Origin of the sequence: Microbacterium sp. NPDC058269 (assembly GCF_042881445.1) — a bacterium.
Lineage (GTDB): Bacteria > Actinomycetota > Actinomycetes > Actinomycetales > Microbacteriaceae > Microbacterium.
Genome location: NZ_JBHVXT010000005.1, coordinates 1 through 19,197 on the forward strand (window position 1 = coordinate 1; position 19,197 = coordinate 19,197).

Consider the following 19,197-nt stretch of genomic DNA (forward strand, 5'->3'; position numbering starts at 1 on the left):
GGCCCCACTCCGTCTCGACGGAGTGGGGCGCTTCTATGTTGCTGGACTCACAGCGACCGGGCCCCGTTGTCTCGGTCTCTCGTCGCCGGCGGGTGCAGGAAGGCGCCCCCTCCGTCGAGCGGAGAGGGCGCCTTGATGCGAGAGAACTGCGGGTCGTGTGTCAGCTCAGCGGCCCTGCGAGCTGCGGCCACCCTGGCGGGACTGGCTGCTCTGCGTGGAGTATCCACCGCCCTGACCGGCGCCGGAAGCGCCCGAGCGAGGACGACGACGGCGACGCGACGGCGGGTTGGCCGCGCTGTTCCGCTCGCCGCCTGCGGGGCGCTGCTTCGACGACTGGCGCTGCTGCTGCGGAGCCTGCACGGGTGCCGGGCGCACGTGCGGTGCCCGCTCGGGGACAAGGGCGGTGACGGCAGCGGTCGTGACATCTTCCAGCGGGGCTGAGATGGCGGCCTTGCGCAGGAGGTCCTTGACGTCGCGGCGCTGCTCGGGGAGCACGACGGTGACGACGGTGCCTGCGGCCCCGGCACGGGCGGTGCGGCCGGAACGGTGCAGGTACGCCTTGTGCTCGACCGGCGGGTCGACGTGGACCACGAGGTCGACGTTGTCGACGTGCACGCCACGGGCAGCGACGTCGGTGGCGACGAGCACGCGCACTCCGCCATCCTCGGGAGCGGCGGAGAAGGCGCCGAGGTTGCGTTCGCGGGCGTTCTGCGAGAGGTTGCCGTGCAGGTCGACGGCGGGGATACCCGCGGCGGTGAGCTGCTTCGCGAGCTTCTTCGCCTGGTGCTTGGTGCGGGTGAAGAGGATGCGACGGCCGGTGCCGGAGGCGAGCTCGCGCACCAGGGCGGTCTTGTTGTCGGTCGAGTCGACGACCAGGACACGGTGCGTCATCTCGCCGACGGGCACGCTCTCTTCATCGACCTCGTGGCTGACCGCGTTCGAGAGGAAGCGGCGGGCGAGGGTGTCGATGCCGCGGTCCAGAGTCGCGCTGAACAGCAGGCGCTGACCACCGGCCGGGGTTGCCGTGAGAATGCGGGTGACGCCCGGGAGGAAGCCGAGGTCAGCCATGTGGTCGGCCTCGTCGAGCACCGTGACCTCGATCGCGCTCAGGCGAACGACCTGCTGCTTCATGAGGTCTTCGAGTCGACCGGGGCAGGCCACGACGATGTCGACGCCGCCGCGCAGCGCCTGCTCTTGCGGGCGCTGGCTGACGCCGCCGAAGACGGTCGTGACGCGCAGGCCCGCGGCCTCGGCGAGAGGAGCGATGGTCGCGGCGATCTGCGTCGCGAGCTCACGGGTGGGTGCGAGCACGAGCCCACGCGGGAGGCCGGCGCGGCGCTGTCCGCCCGAAGCGGCGAGGCGCGCGACGAGCGGCAGGGCGAACGCGATGGTCTTACCGCTACCCGTGCGTCCGCGACCCAGGAGGTCGCGTCCGGCGAGGGAGTCGGGAAGGGTGTCGCGCTGGATGGCGAACGCTTCGGTCTTGCCGGAATCGGCGAGAACAGCGGCGAGCTCGGCGGGAACGCCGAGTTCAAGGAAAGTAGACATGCAGAAAACTCCGTCAGCGCACGAGTGAACGGCGCGAGATAAGGGGTGAGGTGGGCGACGGCGCAGGAATTGCGCATCGGTTCGCCGTTCGAAAGGCCAGCTATAGCTGGTGGTGGGAGCAGTTCCGCTCGCTTCGGTCCTCGGAGACCCCGTGACGACGACGATGTTGCAACACCGGCGGTGCAGGCAACGACCTCAGTCTACCAGTGCGCACATGCCATCAGCTGCATGTCGCTTCTCGCGCGGGTCGTCGGCGACCCGCGCGGCTACGCGCCACCGACGTTCTGATCCTGTTCTCAGGCGTGCAGAGCCTCGTTCAGCGTCACTCCCACGCCGGCGCGACGCACGGCCTCGACCGCACCGCTGAGCGAGTTGCGACGGAAGAGCAGTCCGTCCTGACCGGAGAGCTCCGCGCCCTTCACGGTCGTGCGTCCGCCGTCAGCGGTCGCGGGACCGTCGACCAGGACGACCTTGGTGCCGGCCGTGACGTAGAGGCCCGCTTCGACGACGCAGTCGTCGCCGAGCGAGATGCCGATACCCGCGTTCGCGCCGAGCAGGGAGCGGGCGCCGATCGACACGCGATGCGTTCCCCCTCCCGAGAGGGTGCCCATGATGGAAGATCCTCCGCCGATGTCGCTGCCGTCGCCGACGACGACGCCCTGCGAGATACGGCCCTCTACCATCGATGCGCCCAGCGTCCCGGCGTTGAAGTTGACGAATCCCTCGTGCATCACGGTCGTGCCGGGGGAGAGGTATGCGCCCAGACGCACACGCGAGGCGTCGGCGATGCGGACGCCGGAAGGCTGAACGTAGTCGGTCAGGCGGGGGAACTTGTCGAGCCCCTGCACCTGGATGCCGGCGCGCTGGAGGAGCGGACGTAGACGGGCGGCGTCCGCGGGGAGGACGGGTCCCGCATTGGTCCAGGCGACGTTGGGGAGGTTCCCGAAGATGCCGTCGAGGTTGAGCTCGTTCGGCCGCACCACGAGGTGGGAGAGCGCGTGCAGGCGCAGGTAGGCGTCGGCGGTGGAAGCCGGTGCCGCGTCGAGATCGATCTGCAGCTGCACCACCTCGATCGTCACCTCGCGTCGCTCGTCCCGCCCGACGTGGGGCTCGAGGGCGGTCACTGCGGCCTCGTCGGCGGACGCCGCCCCGGTGCGCACCTCGGGGTACCACGCATCGAGGACGGTGCCGTCCCCGGCGATCGTGGTCAGTCCGATACCCCATACCGTGCGTGCGTCGCTCATCCCTCCACGCTATCGCGCCCGAGATGTGGCGACGTCACTCATGACGGGGTAAGTAGTCTTGTCCCATGGTGCTCGATCTGACCTCGTCCTCCGTCGACCTCACCCGTGCGATCTGCGACATCCCGAGCGTCTCCGGCGATGAGAAGACGCTGGCCGATGCGATCGAGGCCGCGGTCGCACCGCTGGAGCACCTCGACGTCTTCCGTCACGGGAACACGATCGTGGCTCGTACCGATCGCGGCCGCGCACAGCGAGTGGCGATCGCCGGTCACATCGACACCGTGCCGATCAATGCGAACCTGCCGACCCGGGACATCGAGATCGACGGGGTCCCTTACCTCTGGGGACGCGGAACCGTCGACATGAAGGCGGGCACCGCGGTGCAGCTGAAACTCGCGGCCGAGCTCACAGACCCCGCGATCGACATCACGTGGATGTGGTACGACAACGAGGAGATCGAGGCGTCGAAGAACGGCCTCGGACTGCTCGCCGCCGTGCGTCCCGACCTCTTCGAGGCGGACTTCGCGATCCTCGGCGAACCGTCCAACGGCGAGGTCGAGGGCGGATGCAACGGCACGCTCCGAGCGATCGTGCGCACCACCGGCGTGCGCGCACACAGTGCGCGCGCCTGGATCGGCGAGAACGCGATCCACCGCGCCGCGCCCATCCTCAGCCGTCTGGCGGAGTACCGGGCGAAGGAGGTACTGGTCGAGGGGCTGCTGTACCGCGAGAGTCTGAGCGCCGTGCGCATCGCGGGCGGCGTCGCGGGGAACGTCATCCCCGATGCCTGCGAGGTGGAAGTCAACTATCGGTTCGCGCCGAGCACGTCGGCGGCCGACGCCGAGGCCCACCTCCGCGGTGTCCTCGCGGGCTTCGACGTCGAGATCACCGACGCCGCCGAGGGCGCACGCCCGGGACTCGATGCCGAGATCGCGAGGCAGTTCGTCGCGGCCGTCGGTGCGGAGCCGCGTCCGAAGTACGGCTGGACCGACGTCGCCCGGTTCTCCGCGCTGGGGATCCCCGCCGTGAACTACGGCCCCGGCGACCCGCATCTGGCCCACCACGACGAGGAGCGCGTGCCCCTCGGGCAGATCGACGCCGTGGAGCGGGGCCTGCGCGCATGGCTCACCTCGCACTGAGCACAGCGCGCCGTTGGGCGAAGACACCGGTCGCGCTGCGCGTGGCCGTCATCTATCTCGTCGCGCGGGTCGTCACGACGGCGTTCCTCATCATCGCCGCGTCGTTGTCGACATCGTTCTCGCGGTTCGGTGCGGGGGCCGGGCTCATCGATTTCATCCTCGGCTGGGATGCGCAGTGGTACTGGCTGGTGGCTGAGAACGGATACCCGACGGAGTTGCCTCTCACGGAATCGGGTGACGTCGCCGAAAACGCCTGGGCCTTCATGCCGGTGTTCGCATATGCGGCGAAGGGGATCGGCTTGCTGCTCGGCTCCTGGGGTGCCGGTGCTCTCCCGCTCTCGCTGGTCGCGGGATACCTGGCCTGTCTCGCGCTTCATCGGCTGCTCCGTGATCGCGTCGGGAACTCTGGGGCGATGTGGGCCGTGGTGTTCTTCGCCGCAGGTCCGATCGCGGCGATGTTCCAGGTCGGATACGCCGAGACCCTGTTCCTGCTGCTGCTCTTCCTGGCTCTGGATGCCACGGTGCGCAGGAGATACGCCTGGCTGTACATCCTCATCCCGGTGATGGCCTTCACACGCCCCGGAATCCTCGCCTTCGCGCTCTATCTCGGTCTCCACGGTCTGCTGCGCTGGTTCCGGCGCCGACAGGATCCGCTCGCAGGTCGGGAGATCGCGCACATCCTTGCGCTCGGCGCCCTCGCTACCGTGTCGGGTTTCGCCTGGCAGACGATCGCGGGCATCGTGACCGGGGATCCCGGTGCGTACCTCGCGACCGAACTCGCGTGGCGACAGCACTGGATCACCGGCGGGGTCGAGGGCTTCATCCCGTTCGAGGGGTGGATCCAGGCATCACAGTTCTGGTTCGCGCTGTGGGGGATGCCGCAGTGGTGCGGGCCCCTCGTCTTGGCACTGCTGGTCGCGGGCGTATCCGCAGCCCTTCTCTTCTCGCCCCAGGTGCGTGCGGTCGGCGCGGATCTGCGCCTGTGGAGCGCGAGTTACCTGCTGTATCTGCTCGCCGTCTTCTTCCCCCAGTCGAGCACCTTCCGCCTGCTCCTGCCCCTCAGCCCCCTCTGGGGCGCGGTCGCCGTACCGCGATCCCGGCTCTGGCGCATCGGAATCCTGACCGCGTGTCTCGTCGGGCAATGGTTCTGGATCTACCACGTGTATGCCCTCGGAAGCACGTTCTGGCAGGTGCCGTGATCGGGAACCTCGACCCAATTGTTGCTCCGTGACCTCCAGGTCCCGGTGACACCCGATAAACTCATCCCATACCACCGGAGGAAAGGGAGCCACGATGGCAGCGATGAAGCCGAGGACCGGAGACGGACCCATGGAGGCCGTGAAAGAAGGACGACTCATCATCGTGCGCGTTCCGCTCGAAGGCGGCGGCCGCCTGGTCGTCTCCGTGAACGACGCCGAGGCCAAGGAGCTTCACGACGTGCTTGCCGCCGTCGTGGCACCGGCCTGATCGACCTGGGGTCCGCGTCAGCGGATCCGAAAGGGCGGTGGATCCTCGGATCCACCGCCCTTTTCGTCGCGCTCGGTGCCTGCAGTTCCGGTATTTTCGCGGTCAGTCGCGTTCTGCGAGGCTGATCAGCTGCAGCAGACCCTCGCCGGCGGGGGAGAGCGTGGCCAGGACGGCCGACGATTCCTGTGTCTCCTGCACGAGGGATCGATACGCGGAGGTGATCTCGTCGCGCTGCACGGGGTCGGCGACGCGGCCACCCGCGAGGACCCGCGGCACGAGGACGAGTCCGCCGGTGCGGGCGAGACGCAGACCGTGCTCGACGTATTCGATGACGTGCTCCGGATCGGCGTCGACCAGCACGATGTCGTAGGAGTTCTCGTTCATGCGGGGGAGCACATCGATCGCTCGCCCGGTGATGAAGCGAGCCCTGGTGGAGGGGATCTTCGCATCGGAGAAGGCCTGCCGTGCGGCGGCGAGGTGTTCCGGCTCGTTGTCGATGGACGTGAGCACGGCCTGGGGTGCGCCACGCAGCAACCAGAGTCCGGAAACACCGGCACCGGTGCCGATCTCGACGATGGAACGGGCGCCGGTCGCCGCGGCGAGCACAGCGATCTGCGAGCCGACGGCCGCGCTGATCGGCATCGCTCCCAGTTCGACCGCATGCGCGCGGGCGCGGGTGATGGCGTCGGGTTCCACGATGGACTCGCGCAGAAAACGCGCGTTCGCGTCATGCTCGCTCATGGCCTGTTTCTCCCTGCCTGCCCGGTGATCCCTTCCAGAGTATTCGGTCCGTGAGTGCGGGGACCGCAGGCGCGGCGGTAGCCTGTAGAGATGACGTTCGGGCTCACCTTCGAGAAGCTGCTGCTGATCGGCCTCATCGCGGTCCTGATCATCGGTCCCGAACGTCTCCCGCGGGCGGCGGAGAGCTTCTCGCGCATGGTCCGCAAGGCCGGCGAGTACCTTCGCGCGACCAAGTCGAGGGTGCGCGAGGAGATGGGGCCGGAGATCGACGACGTCGACTGGCGCAAGCTCGACCCGCGGCAGTACGACCCGCGGCGGATCATCCGCGATGCCCTGATGGAGGAGCCCCAGCCGGCGACCCCGCTGCAGGCACGTGAGACCATCGCGGAGCCGGTCGCCGCGCCGGTCGCCGGGCCGCTCACAGCCACCCGCGTCGCTCCGCAGGAGTTCAGCGCGACCAACCGCCCGCCGTTCGATCCCGAAGCCACCTGACCCCGGCGGTCCGCGGTCCTGGGCGCCGTCGCTCGAGCTCTAGGAGATCTTGGAGCGGAGGGTGGCGATGTCGTCGTCCATGAGGAGGGCGCGAGGAATCGCGGTGGCGACCGAGGAATCGCGCAGCTTCAGCAGCACGGCGTCCTTGCCCACATGCATCCTCTGGAACGTGGTGTAGGCGATGTCTGAGCGGCGACGGCCACTGCCCATCTGCAGCCGGTCGTCCTCGAGCGAGACCCACACCACCGTCTCGACGGGCATCGCGATCCGGACGGCGGTGCGCGCGCCGGACACCGACATGAAGATGGCGAACCCCGCGAGCGCGACGATGATCACCGGCATCCAGCCCGCCCCGAACGGACCCTCTTCGCCGGGTGCGACGGGGATGCTGAGATTGAGCACACTGAACACGAGAGCCCCGGCGAGGGCGACCCACATGACGAGTGCCGCGGGACGGGTCAGCGAGTAGATCGCCGCATCCCGCGCCATCCGTCGCAGCAGACTCTCATCGACGGTCAAGGAGCGTGGGGGCACCGGTTCATCCTCCCACGGCTCAGCCGATCGACATCGGCAGGGATCGGCCGGAGAGACCCCGGCCCTGCCGTGCGAGGGTGCTCGCCAGGTCGCGGATGGTGGTGGCTGCGGCGTCGGTCGTCTCGCCGGCGACGATCGGCTCACCCGCGTCTCCGCCTTCGCGTAGAGCCGGGCTCAGGGGGATCGAGGCGAGCAGGGGGACCATCGCGCCGGGTTCGGAGAGGGCGTCGGCGACGGCTGCGCCCCCACCGGAGCCGAACAGATCGATGACCGTTCCATCCGGCAGGGTGTAGGCCGCCATGTTCTCGATGACGCCGATCACGCGCTGACCCGTCTGGCGCGCGACCAGGCCGCTGCGGATCGCGACCTCAGCTGCGGCCGTCTGCGGGGTGGTGACGACGAGCACTTCTGCATGGGGGAGGAGCTGGCCGATCGAGATGGCGATGTCTCCCGTTCCCGGAGGCATGTCGATCAGAAGCACATCGAGGTCGCCGAAGAAGACGTCGGTGAGGAACTGCGACACGGTGCGGTGCAGCATCGGTCCGCGCCAGGCCACGACGGACTCGCCGTCGCGGAGGAACATCCCGATCGAGATCGTCTTCACGCCGTGCGAGACCGGGGGGAGCATCAGGTCGTCGATGCGCGTCGGCTGTGTGCCCGCCGGGATGCCGAGGAGGCCGGGAATCGAGAACCCATGGACGTCGGCGTCGACGAGCCCGACGGAGAGCCCCTGATCCGCGAGGGCGACGGCGAGATTCGCCGTGACCGTCGACTTGCCCACGCCGCCCTTGCCGCTGGAGACGAGGATCACACGGGTGAGCGAGTCGGGGCCGAACGGCATGTGCCGTGCCGGTCGGCCGGCACGGAGCTTCTCGGTGAGCGCCTTGCGCTCGGTGGGCGTCATCACCCCGACCTCGACCTCGACCTCGACGATGCCGGGAACGGAAGCCGCAGCGTTGCGGACATCCGTCTCGATCCTCGCTGCCGCCGGGCACCCGACGATCGTCAGGACGATGCCGACGCGGGCGCGGTCGCCGTCGACGGAGATCTCGCGGACCATGTCGAGCTCGCCGATGGGACGGCGGAGCTCGGGATCCGTGACAGCGGCGACGGCCGACCGGACGCGTTCCGCCTCGGTCACGATGCGGCGCTCGGTCGGGGCTTCTCCGGCGCGTCTTCGAGCTCGGCGAGAAGGGCCTTGAGCTCCTGGCGGAGCACGTCGCGTGTGACGGCCTGGGAGTTGCGCTCCTCGAGCGACATCCGCAGCGCCACGATCTCGCGGGCGAGGTACTCGGTGTCGGCGAGGTTGCGCTCGGCTCGTTGCCTGTCCTGCTCGATCTGCACCCGGTCGCGGTCGTCCTGGCGGTTCTGCGCGAGCAGGATGAGCGGTGCGGCGTAGGAGGCCTGGAGGGAGAGCATGAGCGTCAGCGCCGTGAACCCGAGGGCGGCGTCGTCGAAGCGCAGCTCATCGGGCATCAGGGTGTTCCAGACGATCCAGACCACACAGAACAAGCTGAGGATCACCAGGAACGCGGGTGTTCCCATCGCTCGAGCCACCCACTCCGTGAAGCGCCCGAAGCGGTCACGGGAGGTCGCCCTGGGCCGAGTCGTGGTGCGGCCCGGTGCGTCGAGGCGGGGCGCGCGGGGCATCAGCGCACCTCCTTCGTCGGCGTCGCGGTGTCTTCGCTGTCATGCGAGCGCCAGTCGTCGGGCAGGAGGTAGTCGAGCACGTCGTCGATGCTGATCGCTCCGACGAGCCGGTGTGCCGCGTCGATCACCGGGAGCGACACCAGGTCGTAGCTCGCCAGGAGTCGTGCGACCTCGGCAGCGGACGCCGTGACGGGAACGGGCTCGAGGCTGTCGTCGAGGATCGCTCCGAGGCGCTCGTGTGGCGGGTAGCGCAGCATCCGCTGGAAGTGCACGAGCCCGAGCAGGCGACCGGTGGGCGTCTCGAACGGCGGAAGCGTCACGAACACAGCCGCGGCCAGTGCCGGATGAAGCTCGTGACGGCGGATCAGGGCCAGCGCTTCGGCCACGGTGGCGTCGGCAGACAGGATGATCGGCTCAGGCGTCATCAGACCGCCGGCGGTGTCCGGGCCGTAGCGCAGCAGCATCCTGACGTCTTCGGCCTCCTCCGGCTCCATGAGCTCGAGCAGCTGCTCCAGACGGTCCGGGGCCAGCTGGGCGAGAAGGTCGGCCGCGTCGTCCGGTTCCATCTGGTCGAGGATGTCGGCGGCGCGCTCGTCTCCCAGGCGGTCGAGGATGTGCACCTGCTCGTCTTCGGGCATCTCTTCGAGGGCATCCGCGAGGCGATCGTCCGACAGCTCCTCGGCGACCTCGATCATGCGCTGCTGCGGAAGATCGAGGAGCGTGTTGGCGAGGTCGGCCGCGTGCAGTTCCGAGTACGAGGCCACGAGCTGCTCGGCCGACTGCGACTCGCCCGGTGCGCGCTGCTCCGCGACCTCGCTCCACGCCGCGAACGTCGTCGGCCCCTTCGCGAACGGCGACGCGCTGGTTTTCGGACGCCGGAGGAACAGCTGGCTGATCGCCCATTCGCCGAGGCGGTTCGGCTCGATCGCGATGTCTTCGATCACCGCGGTCCCGCTGCCGTCGACGAAGCTCACGCGTCGTCCCAGCATCTCGGCGAGGACACGCACCTCGCCGGCGCGGGGAGAGAACCGTCTCACGTTGATGAGACCCGTGGTGATGACCTGACCGGAGCGGATCGAGGTGACACGTCCGATCGAGAGGAACACGTGTCGTCGACCCGGGATCTCCACGACCAGACCGATCACGCGGGGCGCCGCGGTACTTCGATACACGACGACGACATCCCGGACCTTGCCGAGCCGGTCGCCGACGGGATCGAAGACGGCGCACCCGGCAAGGCGCGCGGCGAAAACCCGTTGTGTGCTCACTTCTCCAGAGTAGTCGGCGGCTCGGGTCTCCGGCGGGACGGTCGCGCCTCGGGCCGTGCGACGGTGCGCGTGGAAGAATAGCCGGATGAGCATGTTGAACCGGCCCGCGAGCGGCACAGACACCGGCGAGATCGTCGCGTCGATGCGCGACTACGAGAGCGCGCAGAAGACGGTCTCGAAGCTGATCGCCGGGGAGGTGCCGGCGCGCGACATCGCCATCGTCGGGCAGAGCGTGCGCACGGTCGAACGCGTGACCGGCAAGCTCGGTTACGCCTCCGCCGCGCGCTCCGGGGCGATCAACGGCGTGCTGATCGGGCTGTTCCTCGGTGCGATCCTCGTGCTCGGCAATCCCGAGGTGCCGATCCAGCTGTTCGTCGGCTTCGTCTTCATCGGCGTCGCCGTCGGGATGATCCTGAGCCTCGTCACCTATGCGATCGTCCGCCGTCGGCGCGACTTCGCCAGCGTCACGCAGTTCGCCGCCGACCACTACGAGGTCACGGTCCTGTCCTCCTCGCTGGGCAAGGCTCGCCAGGTGCTCGGAGCCGACAAGGTGGCGCCGGTGCGGCCTCCGGTCAACCTCGACGAGCCGCCGCGGTACGGCGAGCGGATCACGCCCGGTGCGACCGCTCCCGACCCCGCCCCGGCTCCCGAGGAGCCTGTGATCCCGCCGCGCCCGGCCGACCCGGTCTCGGAGCCCGTCGCGGAGCCGGCACCTGAGCCGCACCCCGAGCCGAAGACCTCCCCGGGCGCCGAAGGCATCCAGGGCGAACGCGCATGACGGCGACTCCGGCCTTCGCTGTCTGATGGCCGAGATCCAGGTCGCGCTGCCGACCGGACCCACCGCGGTGTCCGCCGACTGGACTCCCGGTGACAACGCAGCGACGGTGATCGTCGCGCACGGCGCCGGCACCGGCAAGGACCACCCGTTCCTCACGGGCTATGTCGATGCTCTCCGCGCGCATGGCTTCTCGACTCTGCGTTTCAACTTCCCCTATGTGGAGCAGGGGCGACGGATGCCGGGGCCCGCCGCACACGCGATCGCCACGTGGAACGCCGTCGTGGGCTTCGCGCGCGATTCCGATCCCTCGGCGAGCGTATGGGCGACGGGGAAGTCGTACGGCGGGCGCATGGCCTCGATGGCGGTCGCCGAGGGGTTGCGCGTCGACGGACTCGCCTATCTCGGCTACCCGCTGCATCCGCCCGGAAGGCCGGAGAAGCCGCGCATCGAACACCTGCCGGGTATCACCGTGCCCCAGCTCTTCGTGGAGGGGACCAACGATCCCTTCATCCAGCCGCTCACCCAGTTCGAAGAGGCGGTCGCGATCTGCCAGGATGCGCGCATCGTCTGGGTCGAGGGCGGCGGACACACCTTCGAAGTGAAGGGACGCAGGCTCCCCGCCGAGCAGATCGGGGCCTCGCTCGCCTCCGTGGTGGCGGAGTTCGTCCTCGGCGGCGCAACCGGCTGAGACCGGTCAGGCGACGAGCTTCAACAGGTCCGCATCGGTCAGCAGGGGGTCAGCGCTGCAGTCGCGCGATCCACGCCTCGACCTCGTCGGCCGTACGGGGAATTCCGGCCGAGAGGTTCACGGGGCCGTCCTCGGTCATCACGATGTCGTCCTCGATGCGCACGCCGATGCCGCGGAGCTCTGCCGGAACGGTGAGGTCGTCGATCTGGAAGTACAGTCCGGGCTCGATCGTGAAGACCATCCCCGGTGCGAGAATTCCGTCGTAGTACATCTCGCGCCGGGCCTGGGCGCAATCGTGCACGTCGATGCCGAGGTGGTGCGAGGTGCCGTGCACCATGTACCGACGGTGCTGGCCGCCCTTGTCGGCGTCCAACGCCTCTTCGGCCGTGACGGGCAGCAGACCCCACTCGGCCGTGCGCTCGGCGATCACCTTCATGGCAGCGCCGTGCACGTCGCGGAAGCGCACGCCGATCCGGGCGGCGGCGAACGCGGCATCCGCGGCCTCGCGCACCGTCTCGTAGACGCGTCTCTGCACGTCGGTGAACGTGCCCGAGACGGGGAGAGTGCGGGTGATGTCGGCGGTGTACAGGCTGTCGGCCTCGACGCCCGCGTCCACCAGGATCAGGTCGCCGGGGACCACGGTGCCGTCGTTGCGGGTCCAGTGCAGGTAGCAGGCGTGCGGGCCGGAGGCGGCGATCGTGTCGTAGCCCTCGCCGTTGCCGTCTTCGCGTGCGCGCCGGTGGAAGACGCCCTCCACGACGCGCTCGCCGCGTGCGTGAGCCGTTGCAGCGGGAAGCTCGCGGATGATGTCGTCGAAGCCGTTCGCCGTGATCTCGACGGCGCGGCGCATCTCGGCGATCTCGAACTCGTCCTTGATCAGGCGCAGCTCGGACACGAAACGGGTGAGCGCCTCATCGTCGTCGAGCACGAGCTCGCCCTCGACGGCCTCGAGCTCGTCCAGGTGCGCGGTCGCGATCTCGAGGTCGGCCGCGACACCTGCCAGGGAGGGGCGCGGACCGATCCAGAACTCTCCGACCGTGGCATCGGCGTAGAACTCGGTCGTCGTGCGGTCGGCGCGCTCGCGGAAGAAGAGCGTGATGTCGTGACCACCCTCGGTCGGCGCGAAGACCAGGACCGAGTCGGGCTCGGCATCCGATGCCCATCCGGTGAGATGCGCGAAGGCGGAGTGCGCGCGGAAGACATAGTCGGTGTCGTTGCTGCGCTGCTTGAGCGAGCCGGCGGGGATCACGAGACGCTTGCCGGGGAAGGCCGCGGAGACGGCTGCGCGACGCACCGCCGCGTACGACGCTTGCGCGCGCGGGGCGGGGAGCGTCTCCGGACGCTCGGCCCAGCCGGCGGAGATGGTGTCGAGGAAGCCCTGGGGGAAGGGCTGCTTGCGGTTCGTGGTGCCGTTCTCGACAGACGCTTCGACGGTGGGTTCTGCGATCGTGTCGCGCTCTCCTGTGCTCATCCCTCCAGTCTGTCACCTGGCGGGCGGGTGCGGGAGTCAGCCGGCGGGCTCGAGCTGCACGACCAGGGCCCGGTGGTCGCTCCCACCGGCGTCATCGAGCACGACGGACCCGGTGGGAGACCAGTTCTGCGATGCCATCACATGATCGATCGGGGCGCCGGCGAGTACGGGCAGCGAACTCGGCCAGGTGCCGGTGATTCCGTTGCCGGTGCGGGAAGCCGCGTCGCGGCAGTAGCCGATGTCACCGCCCTCCACCCCGAGCGGGGCCATGTGGTCGATCGTCGCGTTGAAGTCTCCGGCCAGGATGAAGTCGCCCTGGGGACACTGATCGGCGATCCACTGCAGGTCGCTGCGCCACTGCTGCATCTCCTCCATGCGCGGGGCGACCGCGTGCACGGCGACGATGGTGGGGCCGGATCCGTCGATCGGCATGAGCACAACGCTGGGCACCGAGCCGGTGTTGCTCGTGCCGTCCTTCGCCGACTCGATCACGGAATACTCGCCGAGGTCGGGGGCGACCAGGACCGTGGTCTGCCAGGACTGCGGCCCGTCCTGCACATCGGGGCGGAACTGCACGTGGTGCACCCACATCGGATGCCCCTGTTCGCGCAGCATGATCGCGATGCGCTCGCCGACGGCCTCCGTCGTCTCGGGAAGGGCGACGATGTCGGCTCCCTGAGCGAGGATCTGCTGTGCGATCGCCTCTGCGGACACGGCCTCGCCCGCCGTGTTCCAGGTGAGAACGCGGACGCTGCCCTCGGTCTTGTCCGGAAGGGTGGATGCGCCGAAGCCGCGAGTGGCGCCGATGGCCGCGGTCGCGCCGGCGCCGAGCAACGCCACGATCAAGACCGAGGCGGCGAAACCCCGCAGCGGACGGGCGAACAGCAGCAGGAGCGCGAGCACTGCGACGACGAGGAATCCGCCGAGCACGAGACCTCGCACCGACACGAGCTGCGCGAACGGATAGGTCTGCTCGAGGCGGAAGAACTGCGGCCACACCACGACCGCCGTCGCGATCGCGAGCAGCACGGTGAAGAGGATCCCCAGGAGACGAAACATCCCCTCCAGCCTAGGAGCGCCGCCTGTGAAGTCCCTGCCTCGACATCCGGTTCCGTGCGCCTCCGCGTCTGCCCGGGGCGGTGCTCGGTACGCTCGGAGGATGGCCACTTCGTCCCACGAGTTCGCCGGTCCTGCCGACCTGCACCTGCACTCGAACCACTCCGACGGCACGGAGTCCCCCGCCGAGGTGGTGACACAGGCGCACGCCCACGGGGTGCGCACGCTCGCCCTGACGGACCATGACCGCTCGACCGGATGGGCCGAGGCGGGAGACGCCGCCGTCGCGCTCGGGATGACCTTCATCCCGGGGATGGAACTCTCGGCGAAGCACGAGTGGCGCAGCGTGCACGTGCTCGGCTACCTCTTCGATCCGGCCGATGAGGCGCTGCGCGCGGAGACCGATCGCATCCGTGGGGACAGGATCGGCCGCGCCGAGCGGATCGTCCGGAACATCGGGCGCGATTACGACCTCCAATGGGACGACGTGGTGGCGCAGACGACGCTCGACGCGACGGTCGGGCGCCCGCACATCGCCGACGCCCTCGTGGCACGGGGAATCGTGCGGGATCGGACCGAGGCGTTCGACGGCATCCTGCACCCGCGGGAGGGATACTACGAGCCGCACTACGCGCCTGATCCGCTGACCGCGGTGCGCCTGATCACGGAGGCGGGGGGAGTGGCCATCATCGCGCACCCTGTGACAGCGGGACGCGACCGCATGATGCCCGTGCCGTTCATCGAGCGACTCATCGCGGCGGGCCTCGGCGGGTTCGAGATCGATCACCGCGAGAACACCGAGGCGGGCAAGCGGATGCTGCGCGAGATCGCGGCGAAGCACGACCTCATCGTCACCGGGTCGAGCGATTACCACGGCACCGGCAAGCCGAACCGTCCGGGCGAGAACACCACCGCCGAGGAGATGGTCGCCAGGCTCATAGCACGCGGCACCGGCACAGTCCCGCGTTTTCCCTGACCCTCGACGTTCTGTCGGTCACCTCCCGGCGACCTGTCGAGGTGGACCGATACCGTCGACGCATGCAACGAGCGACTTCCCTGGAGCGGCGCGTCGATGCGTGGGCTCATCGCCTTCTCCGCGGAGCTCCGTCGAACGGCATCCGCGCCGGCTTGATCGAGTTCGCGGTGTTCATCGTCAAGCAGGCGTGGGCGTGCATCTTCGGAGCCGCGCTGCTGGTGCTGATCGTCGCGGCGCGCCTCTGGTATCCCGACGATGCGGCGCTCGCCCGCAATGACGCCCTCACCATCGCGGCGGTCCTCATCCAAGTCGCGATGCTCGTCTTCCGGCTGGAGAGCGGTCGCGAGCTGTGGGTCATCGTGCTGTTCCACATCACCGGCACCGTCATGGAGCTGTTCAAGACCGATGTGGGCTCGTGGGCGTACGCCGCAGACGGGATCCTCCGCATCGGCGGGGTCCCGCTGTTCAGCGGCTTCATGTATGCGGCGGTCGGCTCGTACATGGTGCGCGTCTATCGACTGTTCGACCTCGGCTTCACGCGGTATCCGCGTCGCTGGATGACGGCGGTCCTCGCCGCGGCGATCTACGTCAACTTCTTCACGCATCACTGGTGGTGGGACGCGCGGTGGGTGCTGCTCGCCGGCGTCGTGGTGCTCTGGCTGCCCACCATGATGCACGCGCGTGTCTGGCGCCGCACGATCCGACTCCCGCTGCTGGCGGTGTTCGGCGGGGTCGCGGTGTTCATCTACCTCGCAGAAAACATCGGCACATGGGCAGGCGCGTGGGCCTACCCCGATCAGGCGGGGGGATGGCAGCCGGTCTCCCTGAGCAAGCTGAGCTCGTGGTTCCTGCTCATGATCATCTCGGTCGTGCTGGTCGCCTGGGTGTATCCGCCGCAGGTTCCCGCGTCCGTGTTGCGAGCGCCGGCAGACGGCGAGGCGACGGGCCCCCGCGCCGGCGAGAACCGGAGTCCGGGCACGGCCTGACCCGCACGTTCCTGGCGTGCGCATGCGAAAGGGCGCATACGTCGGCGTGAACCGAACGTATGCGCCCTCTCGGCGGGAAACTCAGGCCCCGGTGACGGGAGCCGCACCGGCGCCGGAACCGCCGCGACGGCGGCGACGACGACGTGCCGGTGCCGGCTTGCCGTCGTGGTGCTCCTTGCCTGCGCCGTCATGCGTTCCTGCGCCCTCGGCGCCGCGGTCGGCCGCCGGCGCGGATTGCCCCTCGCCGGAAGCGGGCTCCGCTGCGCCCTCGGCGAAAGTCGAACCGACTGGAGTCGTGCTGTTGCGACGACGACGGCGACGACGGGTGCCGCTCTCGTCGGTGCCTTCGGCGGCGACATCGGCCGCGCGCTCGGGGCGACGGGTGCGCTCGGTCTTGACGGACTCGGTCTTGGGTGCCGACACGAGGCGGCCCTTCGTGCCCTGAGGGATGTTGAGATCCTCGTACAGGTGCGGGCTCGACGAATAGGTCTCGATGGGCTCGGGCTGGCCGAACTCGAGGGCGCGGTTGATCAGGGCCCACTTGTGCAGGTCTTCCCAGTCGACGAACGTGACCGCGATGCCGGTCTTGCCCGCACGGCCGGTGCGGCCGGCGCGGTGCAGGTACGTCTTGTCCTCGTCGGGGATCGTGTGGTTGATGACGTGCGTCACGTCATCGACGTCGATGCCTCGCGCGGCGACGTCGGTCGCAACCAGGACATCGCGCTTGCCGGCCTTGAAGGCGGCCATCGAACGCTCGCGCTGGTCCTGGCCCATGTCGCCGTGCACACCGCCGACGTTGAAGCCGCGGTCGCCGAGCTCGTCGACGAGCCGCTGCGCCGCACGCTTGGTGCGCGTGAAGATGACGGTCTTCCCGCGACCCTCGGCCTGCAGGATGCGGGCGATGACCTCGTCCTTGTCCATCGAGTGCGCGCGGTACACCAGGTGCTTGATGTTCGCCTGGGTGAGGCCCTCGTCGGGGTCGTTCGCGCGGATGTGGATCGGGTTCGACATGAAACGGCGCGCGAGGGCGACGATCGGACCCGGCATGGTCGCCGAGAACAGCTGCGTGTGGCGGACGGCCGGAACCTTCTGGAAGATCTTCTCGATGTCGGCGAGGAAGCCGAGGTCGAGCATCTTGTCGGCCTCATCGAGCACGACCTCGGTGGCGTTCGAGAGGTCGAGCAGGCGCTGGCCCGCGAGGTCGATCAGTCGACCGGGGGTGCCGACGACGATCTGCGCGCCCGCCTTGAGCTGGTCGATCTGTCCCTCGTAAGCCTTGCCGCCGTAGATCGCGACGACGCTGGTCGAGCGGTTGCTGGTGAGCAGGTCGATGTCTTCGTACACCTGCACCGCGAGCTCGCGTGTCGGCACCACGATGAGTGCCTTGACGCCGTGCTCCGGGTCCTTGCCGAGGCGCTGGACGACCGGGATGCCGAACCCAAAGGTCTTCCCCGTTCCCGTCTTGGCCTGGCCGATGATGTCCTGGCCGGGAAGGCCGAGGGGGATGGTCTGCTCCTGGATGGGGAACGCATCGACGATGCCCTTGGCGGCGAGTGCCTCGACGATGTCCTGATCGATGCCGAGATCGGCGAAAGTTGTCACTTTATTCAGATTGCCTGTCCGGCGACCCTGCGGGATCGCCACGTTAACGGATCCACGCCGTCTCTTGTGCCACAGGCGCGGGGCCCCGCTCCGACGGCGGGGACACGCCCAGCCTACCCGAGGGGTGCTGTCGGCCAGGAAGGAGGGTCCGGCACGAGTATTGTGAACGACGTGGTGGACTCGGGAGGACGACCTCGTGGTTAAGTGGTTCTGGCAGCGCGATGCCGCGCCGCGACGCACCCTCGCCCTGCGCAGCAGAGGCGAGCAGGGGGATGCGACGCGCATCGACTTCGCGGAACTCGCCCCCGAGCTCAACCGCTTCCTCGGGCAGGCCGCCTATCTGCAGCTCGGCTACTTCGAGACGCTGACACGCCTCATCCGCGCCACGACGGAGCTGTCCGAGAAGGAGTCGCTGTCGCGCGCCGCCGGAGCCGCTCTGACCAAGCATCGCGGAATCGTCGATCTCATCGCCGAGCGCGGAGATGATCCGACGCAGCTGATGCTTCCGTTCCGCGAGAACCTCGATGCCTTCCGCCGCAAGACCATCGGCGCGCGCCCTCGCGAGACCCTGTTGGCCGTGTACATCACGGCGGGGATGCTCGACGACTTCTACCTCGCGCTGGCGTCCAGCTACGGGGATACCGGCCGTCGTGTGGCGGAGATCCTCCGCGAGGACGACGCACGGCACGAGATCGTCGCGATCATCCAGGAGACCATCGAGAGCGACGAGGAGTGGCGCTCACTGCTGTCGATGTGGGCACGCCGCCTCGTCGGTGACACCATCCTCGTCTGTCGATCCGCGCTGCGCCCGGAGCGCCTCGACGTCGACGAGGAGCGCATCGAGCCGGTGTACACCGAGCTCATGGGCGCGCACGCACGGCGCATGGACGCCATGGGCCTTGCGTCCTAGGAGACGCGACTCGGCGGGTCAGATGCCCAGCGCTGCCCTGCTCTGAGCGTCGGAGCGCTTGCGCATCCCGGTGATGGCGACGGTCGCCATCACCGCGACGACGGGGGCGCCGAGGACGCTCGCGAGCCACAGCCAGATGCTGTCCTCGCCGACTCCGGACCACTGCATTGCCGTGTACGTGATCGCCGAGACGGCGGTGGCGATCGCCGGAGTCAGGGCGACGCCGCGCAGCTCGCGATCGCCGATCAGGAAGTGCGCAGCGATTCCCAGAGCGCACGCGCCGATGAGTGCGAGAAGGATGTACATCGTCGGGTCAGGCGACGAAGCCGACGCGGCGCGATTCCTCGGTGCCCAGCTCGATGTAGGCGAGGTTGGCGGTCGGGACGATGTACGAGTTGCCCTTCACATCGGCGAAGCTCACGTGCGATGCGTTCTGCTCGAGCGCCGTTGCGACCTGGGTGCGGACCTCGTCCGCGCTTGCGCCGGTGTCGAAGCTCAGTTCACGGCCGGTGTTGATGATGCCGATGCGGATTTCCACGCGTGCTCCTTGAAGTTCGGGGACTGCGCCAACTCTACCCCGCGAGTGCGGGCCGGGTTCGGCCGCGGCGGCCGGTTTCGCCGTGAGCGCACAGGGCCGGCTCCGGTGG

Annotated in this window: 20 protein-coding genes and 1 pseudogene; 9 read left to right on the forward strand and 12 right to left on the reverse strand. The window is 69.0% G+C overall.

Annotated features, from left to right (window positions below):
- Nucleotides 1–168: 168 nt before the first annotated feature.
- Nucleotides 169–1,548 (reverse strand): annotated as a pseudogene (locus tag ACFVWL_RS18240) (DEAD/DEAH box helicase); the annotation flags it as partial.
- A 296-nt stretch (nucleotides 1,549–1,844) separates the two neighbouring features.
- Nucleotides 1,845–2,792, reverse strand: a complete 948-nt coding sequence (gene dapD / locus ACFVWL_RS18245; RefSeq protein ID WP_387185891.1) for a 2,3,4,5-tetrahydropyridine-2,6-dicarboxylate N-succinyltransferase — start codon at nucleotides 2,790–2,792, stop codon at nucleotides 1,845–1,847.
- 65 nt (nucleotides 2,793–2,857) lie between these two features.
- Here dapD and dapE point away from each other — a divergent pair, with 65 nt between their 5' ends.
- From dapE to ACFVWL_RS18260, 3 genes are all read left to right on the forward strand, one after another.
- Nucleotides 2,858–3,931: a succinyl-diaminopimelate desuccinylase gene (gene dapE, locus ACFVWL_RS18250; RefSeq protein WP_387185894.1), complete on the forward strand. Its 1,074-nt coding sequence runs from the start codon at nucleotides 2,858–2,860 to the stop codon at nucleotides 3,929–3,931.
- Nucleotides 3,913–5,130 carry a hypothetical protein gene (locus ACFVWL_RS18255; RefSeq protein ID WP_387185897.1) on the forward strand — a complete coding sequence of 406 codons (1,218 nt, stop codon included), beginning with the start codon at nucleotides 3,913–3,915 and terminating at the stop codon, nucleotides 5,128–5,130. The genes dapE and ACFVWL_RS18255 overlap by 19 nt, the downstream gene beginning before the upstream one ends.
- A gap of 94 nt (nucleotides 5,131–5,224) precedes the next feature.
- A complete protein-coding gene (locus ACFVWL_RS18260; protein WP_017203323.1) occupies nucleotides 5,225–5,398 on the forward strand; it encodes a DUF3117 domain-containing protein in 174 nt (57 codons plus the stop codon).
- 102 nt (nucleotides 5,399–5,500) lie between these two features.
- Here ACFVWL_RS18260 and ACFVWL_RS18265 read toward each other — a convergent pair whose 3' ends face one another.
- Entirely contained in the window at nucleotides 5,501–6,139 is a 639-nt protein-coding gene (locus tag ACFVWL_RS18265; protein ID WP_387185901.1) for an O-methyltransferase, read from the reverse strand.
- Between the two features lie 90 nt (nucleotides 6,140–6,229).
- Here ACFVWL_RS18265 and ACFVWL_RS18270 point away from each other — a divergent pair, with 90 nt between their 5' ends.
- Nucleotides 6,230–6,631, forward strand: coding sequence for a twin-arginine translocase TatA/TatE family subunit (locus tag ACFVWL_RS18270; protein WP_387185904.1), 402 nt, complete (start codon nucleotides 6,230–6,232; stop codon nucleotides 6,629–6,631).
- A 39-nt stretch (nucleotides 6,632–6,670) separates the two neighbouring features.
- On the opposite strand, the gene ACFVWL_RS18275 is transcribed toward ACFVWL_RS18270, so the two are convergent.
- The 4 genes from ACFVWL_RS18275 to ACFVWL_RS18290 are packed head-to-tail and all read right to left on the reverse strand — an operon-like array spanning nucleotide 6,671 to nucleotide 10,083.
- Nucleotides 6,671–7,165, reverse strand: coding sequence for a YcxB family protein (locus ACFVWL_RS18275; RefSeq protein ID WP_387185907.1), 495 nt, complete (start codon nucleotides 7,163–7,165; stop codon nucleotides 6,671–6,673).
- Between the two features lie 19 nt (nucleotides 7,166–7,184).
- The gene (locus ACFVWL_RS18280) at nucleotides 7,185–8,306 is read right to left on the reverse strand and encodes an Mrp/NBP35 family ATP-binding protein (protein WP_387185910.1); all 1,122 of its coding nucleotides are present in this window, start codon (nucleotides 8,304–8,306) and stop codon (nucleotides 7,185–7,187) included.
- Nucleotides 8,303–8,815 (reverse strand): DUF1003 domain-containing protein, encoded by a 513-nt coding sequence (locus ACFVWL_RS18285; RefSeq protein ID WP_387185912.1) that lies wholly within the window; start codon nucleotides 8,813–8,815, stop codon nucleotides 8,303–8,305. Before ACFVWL_RS18285 ends, ACFVWL_RS18280 begins: the two co-directional genes overlap by 4 nt.
- Entirely contained in the window at nucleotides 8,815–10,083 is a 1,269-nt protein-coding gene (locus ACFVWL_RS18290) for a magnesium transporter MgtE N-terminal domain-containing protein (protein ID WP_387185915.1), read from the reverse strand. The genes ACFVWL_RS18285 and ACFVWL_RS18290 overlap by 1 nt, the downstream gene beginning before the upstream one ends.
- Before the next feature lie 85 nt (nucleotides 10,084–10,168).
- Between ACFVWL_RS18290 and ACFVWL_RS18295 the strand changes: the two genes are divergently transcribed.
- Together ACFVWL_RS18295 and ACFVWL_RS18300 are read left to right on the forward strand one after the other, a co-directional pair.
- Complete coding sequence (locus ACFVWL_RS18295) at nucleotides 10,169–10,861, forward strand: general stress protein (protein WP_387185917.1); 693 nt, start codon at nucleotides 10,169–10,171, stop codon at nucleotides 10,859–10,861.
- 25 nt (nucleotides 10,862–10,886) lie between these two features.
- On the forward strand, nucleotides 10,887–11,549 hold the full coding sequence (locus tag ACFVWL_RS18300; RefSeq protein WP_387185920.1) for an alpha/beta family hydrolase: 663 nt from the start codon (nucleotides 10,887–10,889) through the stop codon (nucleotides 11,547–11,549).
- A 49-nt stretch (nucleotides 11,550–11,598) separates the two neighbouring features.
- Here the strand turns inward: ACFVWL_RS18300 and ACFVWL_RS18305 are convergent, their stop codons facing one another.
- Nucleotides 11,599–13,020 (reverse strand): aminopeptidase P family protein, encoded by a 1,422-nt coding sequence (locus ACFVWL_RS18305; protein WP_387185923.1) that lies wholly within the window; start codon nucleotides 13,018–13,020, stop codon nucleotides 11,599–11,601.
- A gap of 36 nt (nucleotides 13,021–13,056) precedes the next feature.
- Nucleotides 13,057–14,079: an endonuclease/exonuclease/phosphatase family protein gene (locus ACFVWL_RS18310; RefSeq protein ID WP_387185925.1), complete on the reverse strand. Its 1,023-nt coding sequence runs from the start codon at nucleotides 14,077–14,079 to the stop codon at nucleotides 13,057–13,059.
- A 100-nt stretch (nucleotides 14,080–14,179) separates the two neighbouring features.
- On the opposite strand from ACFVWL_RS18310, the gene ACFVWL_RS18315 reads away from it, so the two are divergent.
- Both ACFVWL_RS18315 and ACFVWL_RS18320 read left to right on the forward strand, forming a co-directional pair.
- Nucleotides 14,180–15,052: a PHP domain-containing protein gene (locus tag ACFVWL_RS18315; RefSeq protein WP_387185928.1), complete on the forward strand. Its 873-nt coding sequence runs from the start codon at nucleotides 14,180–14,182 to the stop codon at nucleotides 15,050–15,052.
- Nucleotides 15,053–15,114: 62 nt separating this feature from the next.
- The gene (locus ACFVWL_RS18320) at nucleotides 15,115–16,038 is read left to right on the forward strand and encodes a DUF817 domain-containing protein (protein WP_387185931.1); all 924 of its coding nucleotides are present in this window, start codon (nucleotides 15,115–15,117) and stop codon (nucleotides 16,036–16,038) included.
- Between the two features lie 81 nt (nucleotides 16,039–16,119).
- Here the strand turns inward: ACFVWL_RS18320 and ACFVWL_RS18325 are convergent, their stop codons facing one another.
- On the reverse strand, nucleotides 16,120–17,640 hold the full coding sequence (locus tag ACFVWL_RS18325; RefSeq protein WP_387185934.1) for a DEAD/DEAH box helicase: 1,521 nt from the start codon (nucleotides 17,638–17,640) through the stop codon (nucleotides 16,120–16,122).
- 196 nt (nucleotides 17,641–17,836) lie between these two features.
- Between ACFVWL_RS18325 and ACFVWL_RS18330 the strand changes: the two genes are divergently transcribed.
- A complete protein-coding gene (locus ACFVWL_RS18330; RefSeq protein ID WP_387185936.1) occupies nucleotides 17,837–18,550 on the forward strand; it encodes a ferritin-like fold-containing protein in 714 nt (237 codons plus the stop codon).
- An 18-nt stretch (nucleotides 18,551–18,568) separates the two neighbouring features.
- Here ACFVWL_RS18330 and ACFVWL_RS18335 read toward each other — a convergent pair whose 3' ends face one another.
- A complete protein-coding gene (locus ACFVWL_RS18335; protein ID WP_387185939.1) occupies nucleotides 18,569–18,856 on the reverse strand; it encodes a hypothetical protein in 288 nt (95 codons plus the stop codon).
- 7 nt (nucleotides 18,857–18,863) lie between these two features.
- A complete protein-coding gene (locus tag ACFVWL_RS18340; RefSeq protein WP_387185942.1) occupies nucleotides 18,864–19,088 on the reverse strand; it encodes a DUF3107 domain-containing protein in 225 nt (74 codons plus the stop codon).
- Nucleotides 19,089–19,197 lie beyond the last annotated feature (109 nt).

Excerpts from the sequence above, each read along its gene's own strand:
- dapD (WP_387185891.1), bottom strand. The coding sequence starts at position 2,792 with ATGAGCGACGCACGCACGGTATGGGGTATCGGACTGACCACGATCGCC.
- dapE (WP_387185894.1), top strand. The coding sequence starts at position 2,858 with ATGGTGCTCGATCTGACCTCGTCCTCCGTCGACCTCACCCGTGCGATC.
- ACFVWL_RS18255 (WP_387185897.1), top strand. The coding sequence starts at position 3,913 with ATGGCTCACCTCGCACTGAGCACAGCGCGCCGTTGGGCGAAGACACCG.
- ACFVWL_RS18260 (WP_017203323.1), top strand. The coding sequence starts at position 5,225 with ATGGCAGCGATGAAGCCGAGGACCGGAGACGGACCCATGGAGGCCGTG.
- ACFVWL_RS18265 (WP_387185901.1), bottom strand. The coding sequence starts at position 6,139 with ATGAGCGAGCATGACGCGAACGCGCGTTTTCTGCGCGAGTCCATCGTG.
- ACFVWL_RS18270 (WP_387185904.1), top strand. The coding sequence starts at position 6,230 with ATGACGTTCGGGCTCACCTTCGAGAAGCTGCTGCTGATCGGCCTCATC.
- ACFVWL_RS18285 (WP_387185912.1), bottom strand. The coding sequence starts at position 8,815 with ATGCCCCGCGCGCCCCGCCTCGACGCACCGGGCCGCACCACGACTCGG.
- ACFVWL_RS18295 (WP_387185917.1), top strand. The coding sequence starts at position 10,169 with ATGAGCATGTTGAACCGGCCCGCGAGCGGCACAGACACCGGCGAGATC.
- ACFVWL_RS18300 (WP_387185920.1), top strand. The coding sequence starts at position 10,887 with ATGGCCGAGATCCAGGTCGCGCTGCCGACCGGACCCACCGCGGTGTCC.
- ACFVWL_RS18305 (WP_387185923.1), bottom strand. The coding sequence starts at position 13,020 with ATGAGCACAGGAGAGCGCGACACGATCGCAGAACCCACCGTCGAAGCG.
- ACFVWL_RS18310 (WP_387185925.1), bottom strand. The coding sequence starts at position 14,079 with ATGTTTCGTCTCCTGGGGATCCTCTTCACCGTGCTGCTCGCGATCGCG.
- ACFVWL_RS18315 (WP_387185928.1), top strand. The coding sequence starts at position 14,180 with ATGGCCACTTCGTCCCACGAGTTCGCCGGTCCTGCCGACCTGCACCTG.
- ACFVWL_RS18320 (WP_387185931.1), top strand. The coding sequence starts at position 15,115 with ATGCAACGAGCGACTTCCCTGGAGCGGCGCGTCGATGCGTGGGCTCAT.
- ACFVWL_RS18335 (WP_387185939.1), bottom strand. The coding sequence starts at position 18,856 with ATGTACATCCTTCTCGCACTCATCGGCGCGTGCGCTCTGGGAATCGCT.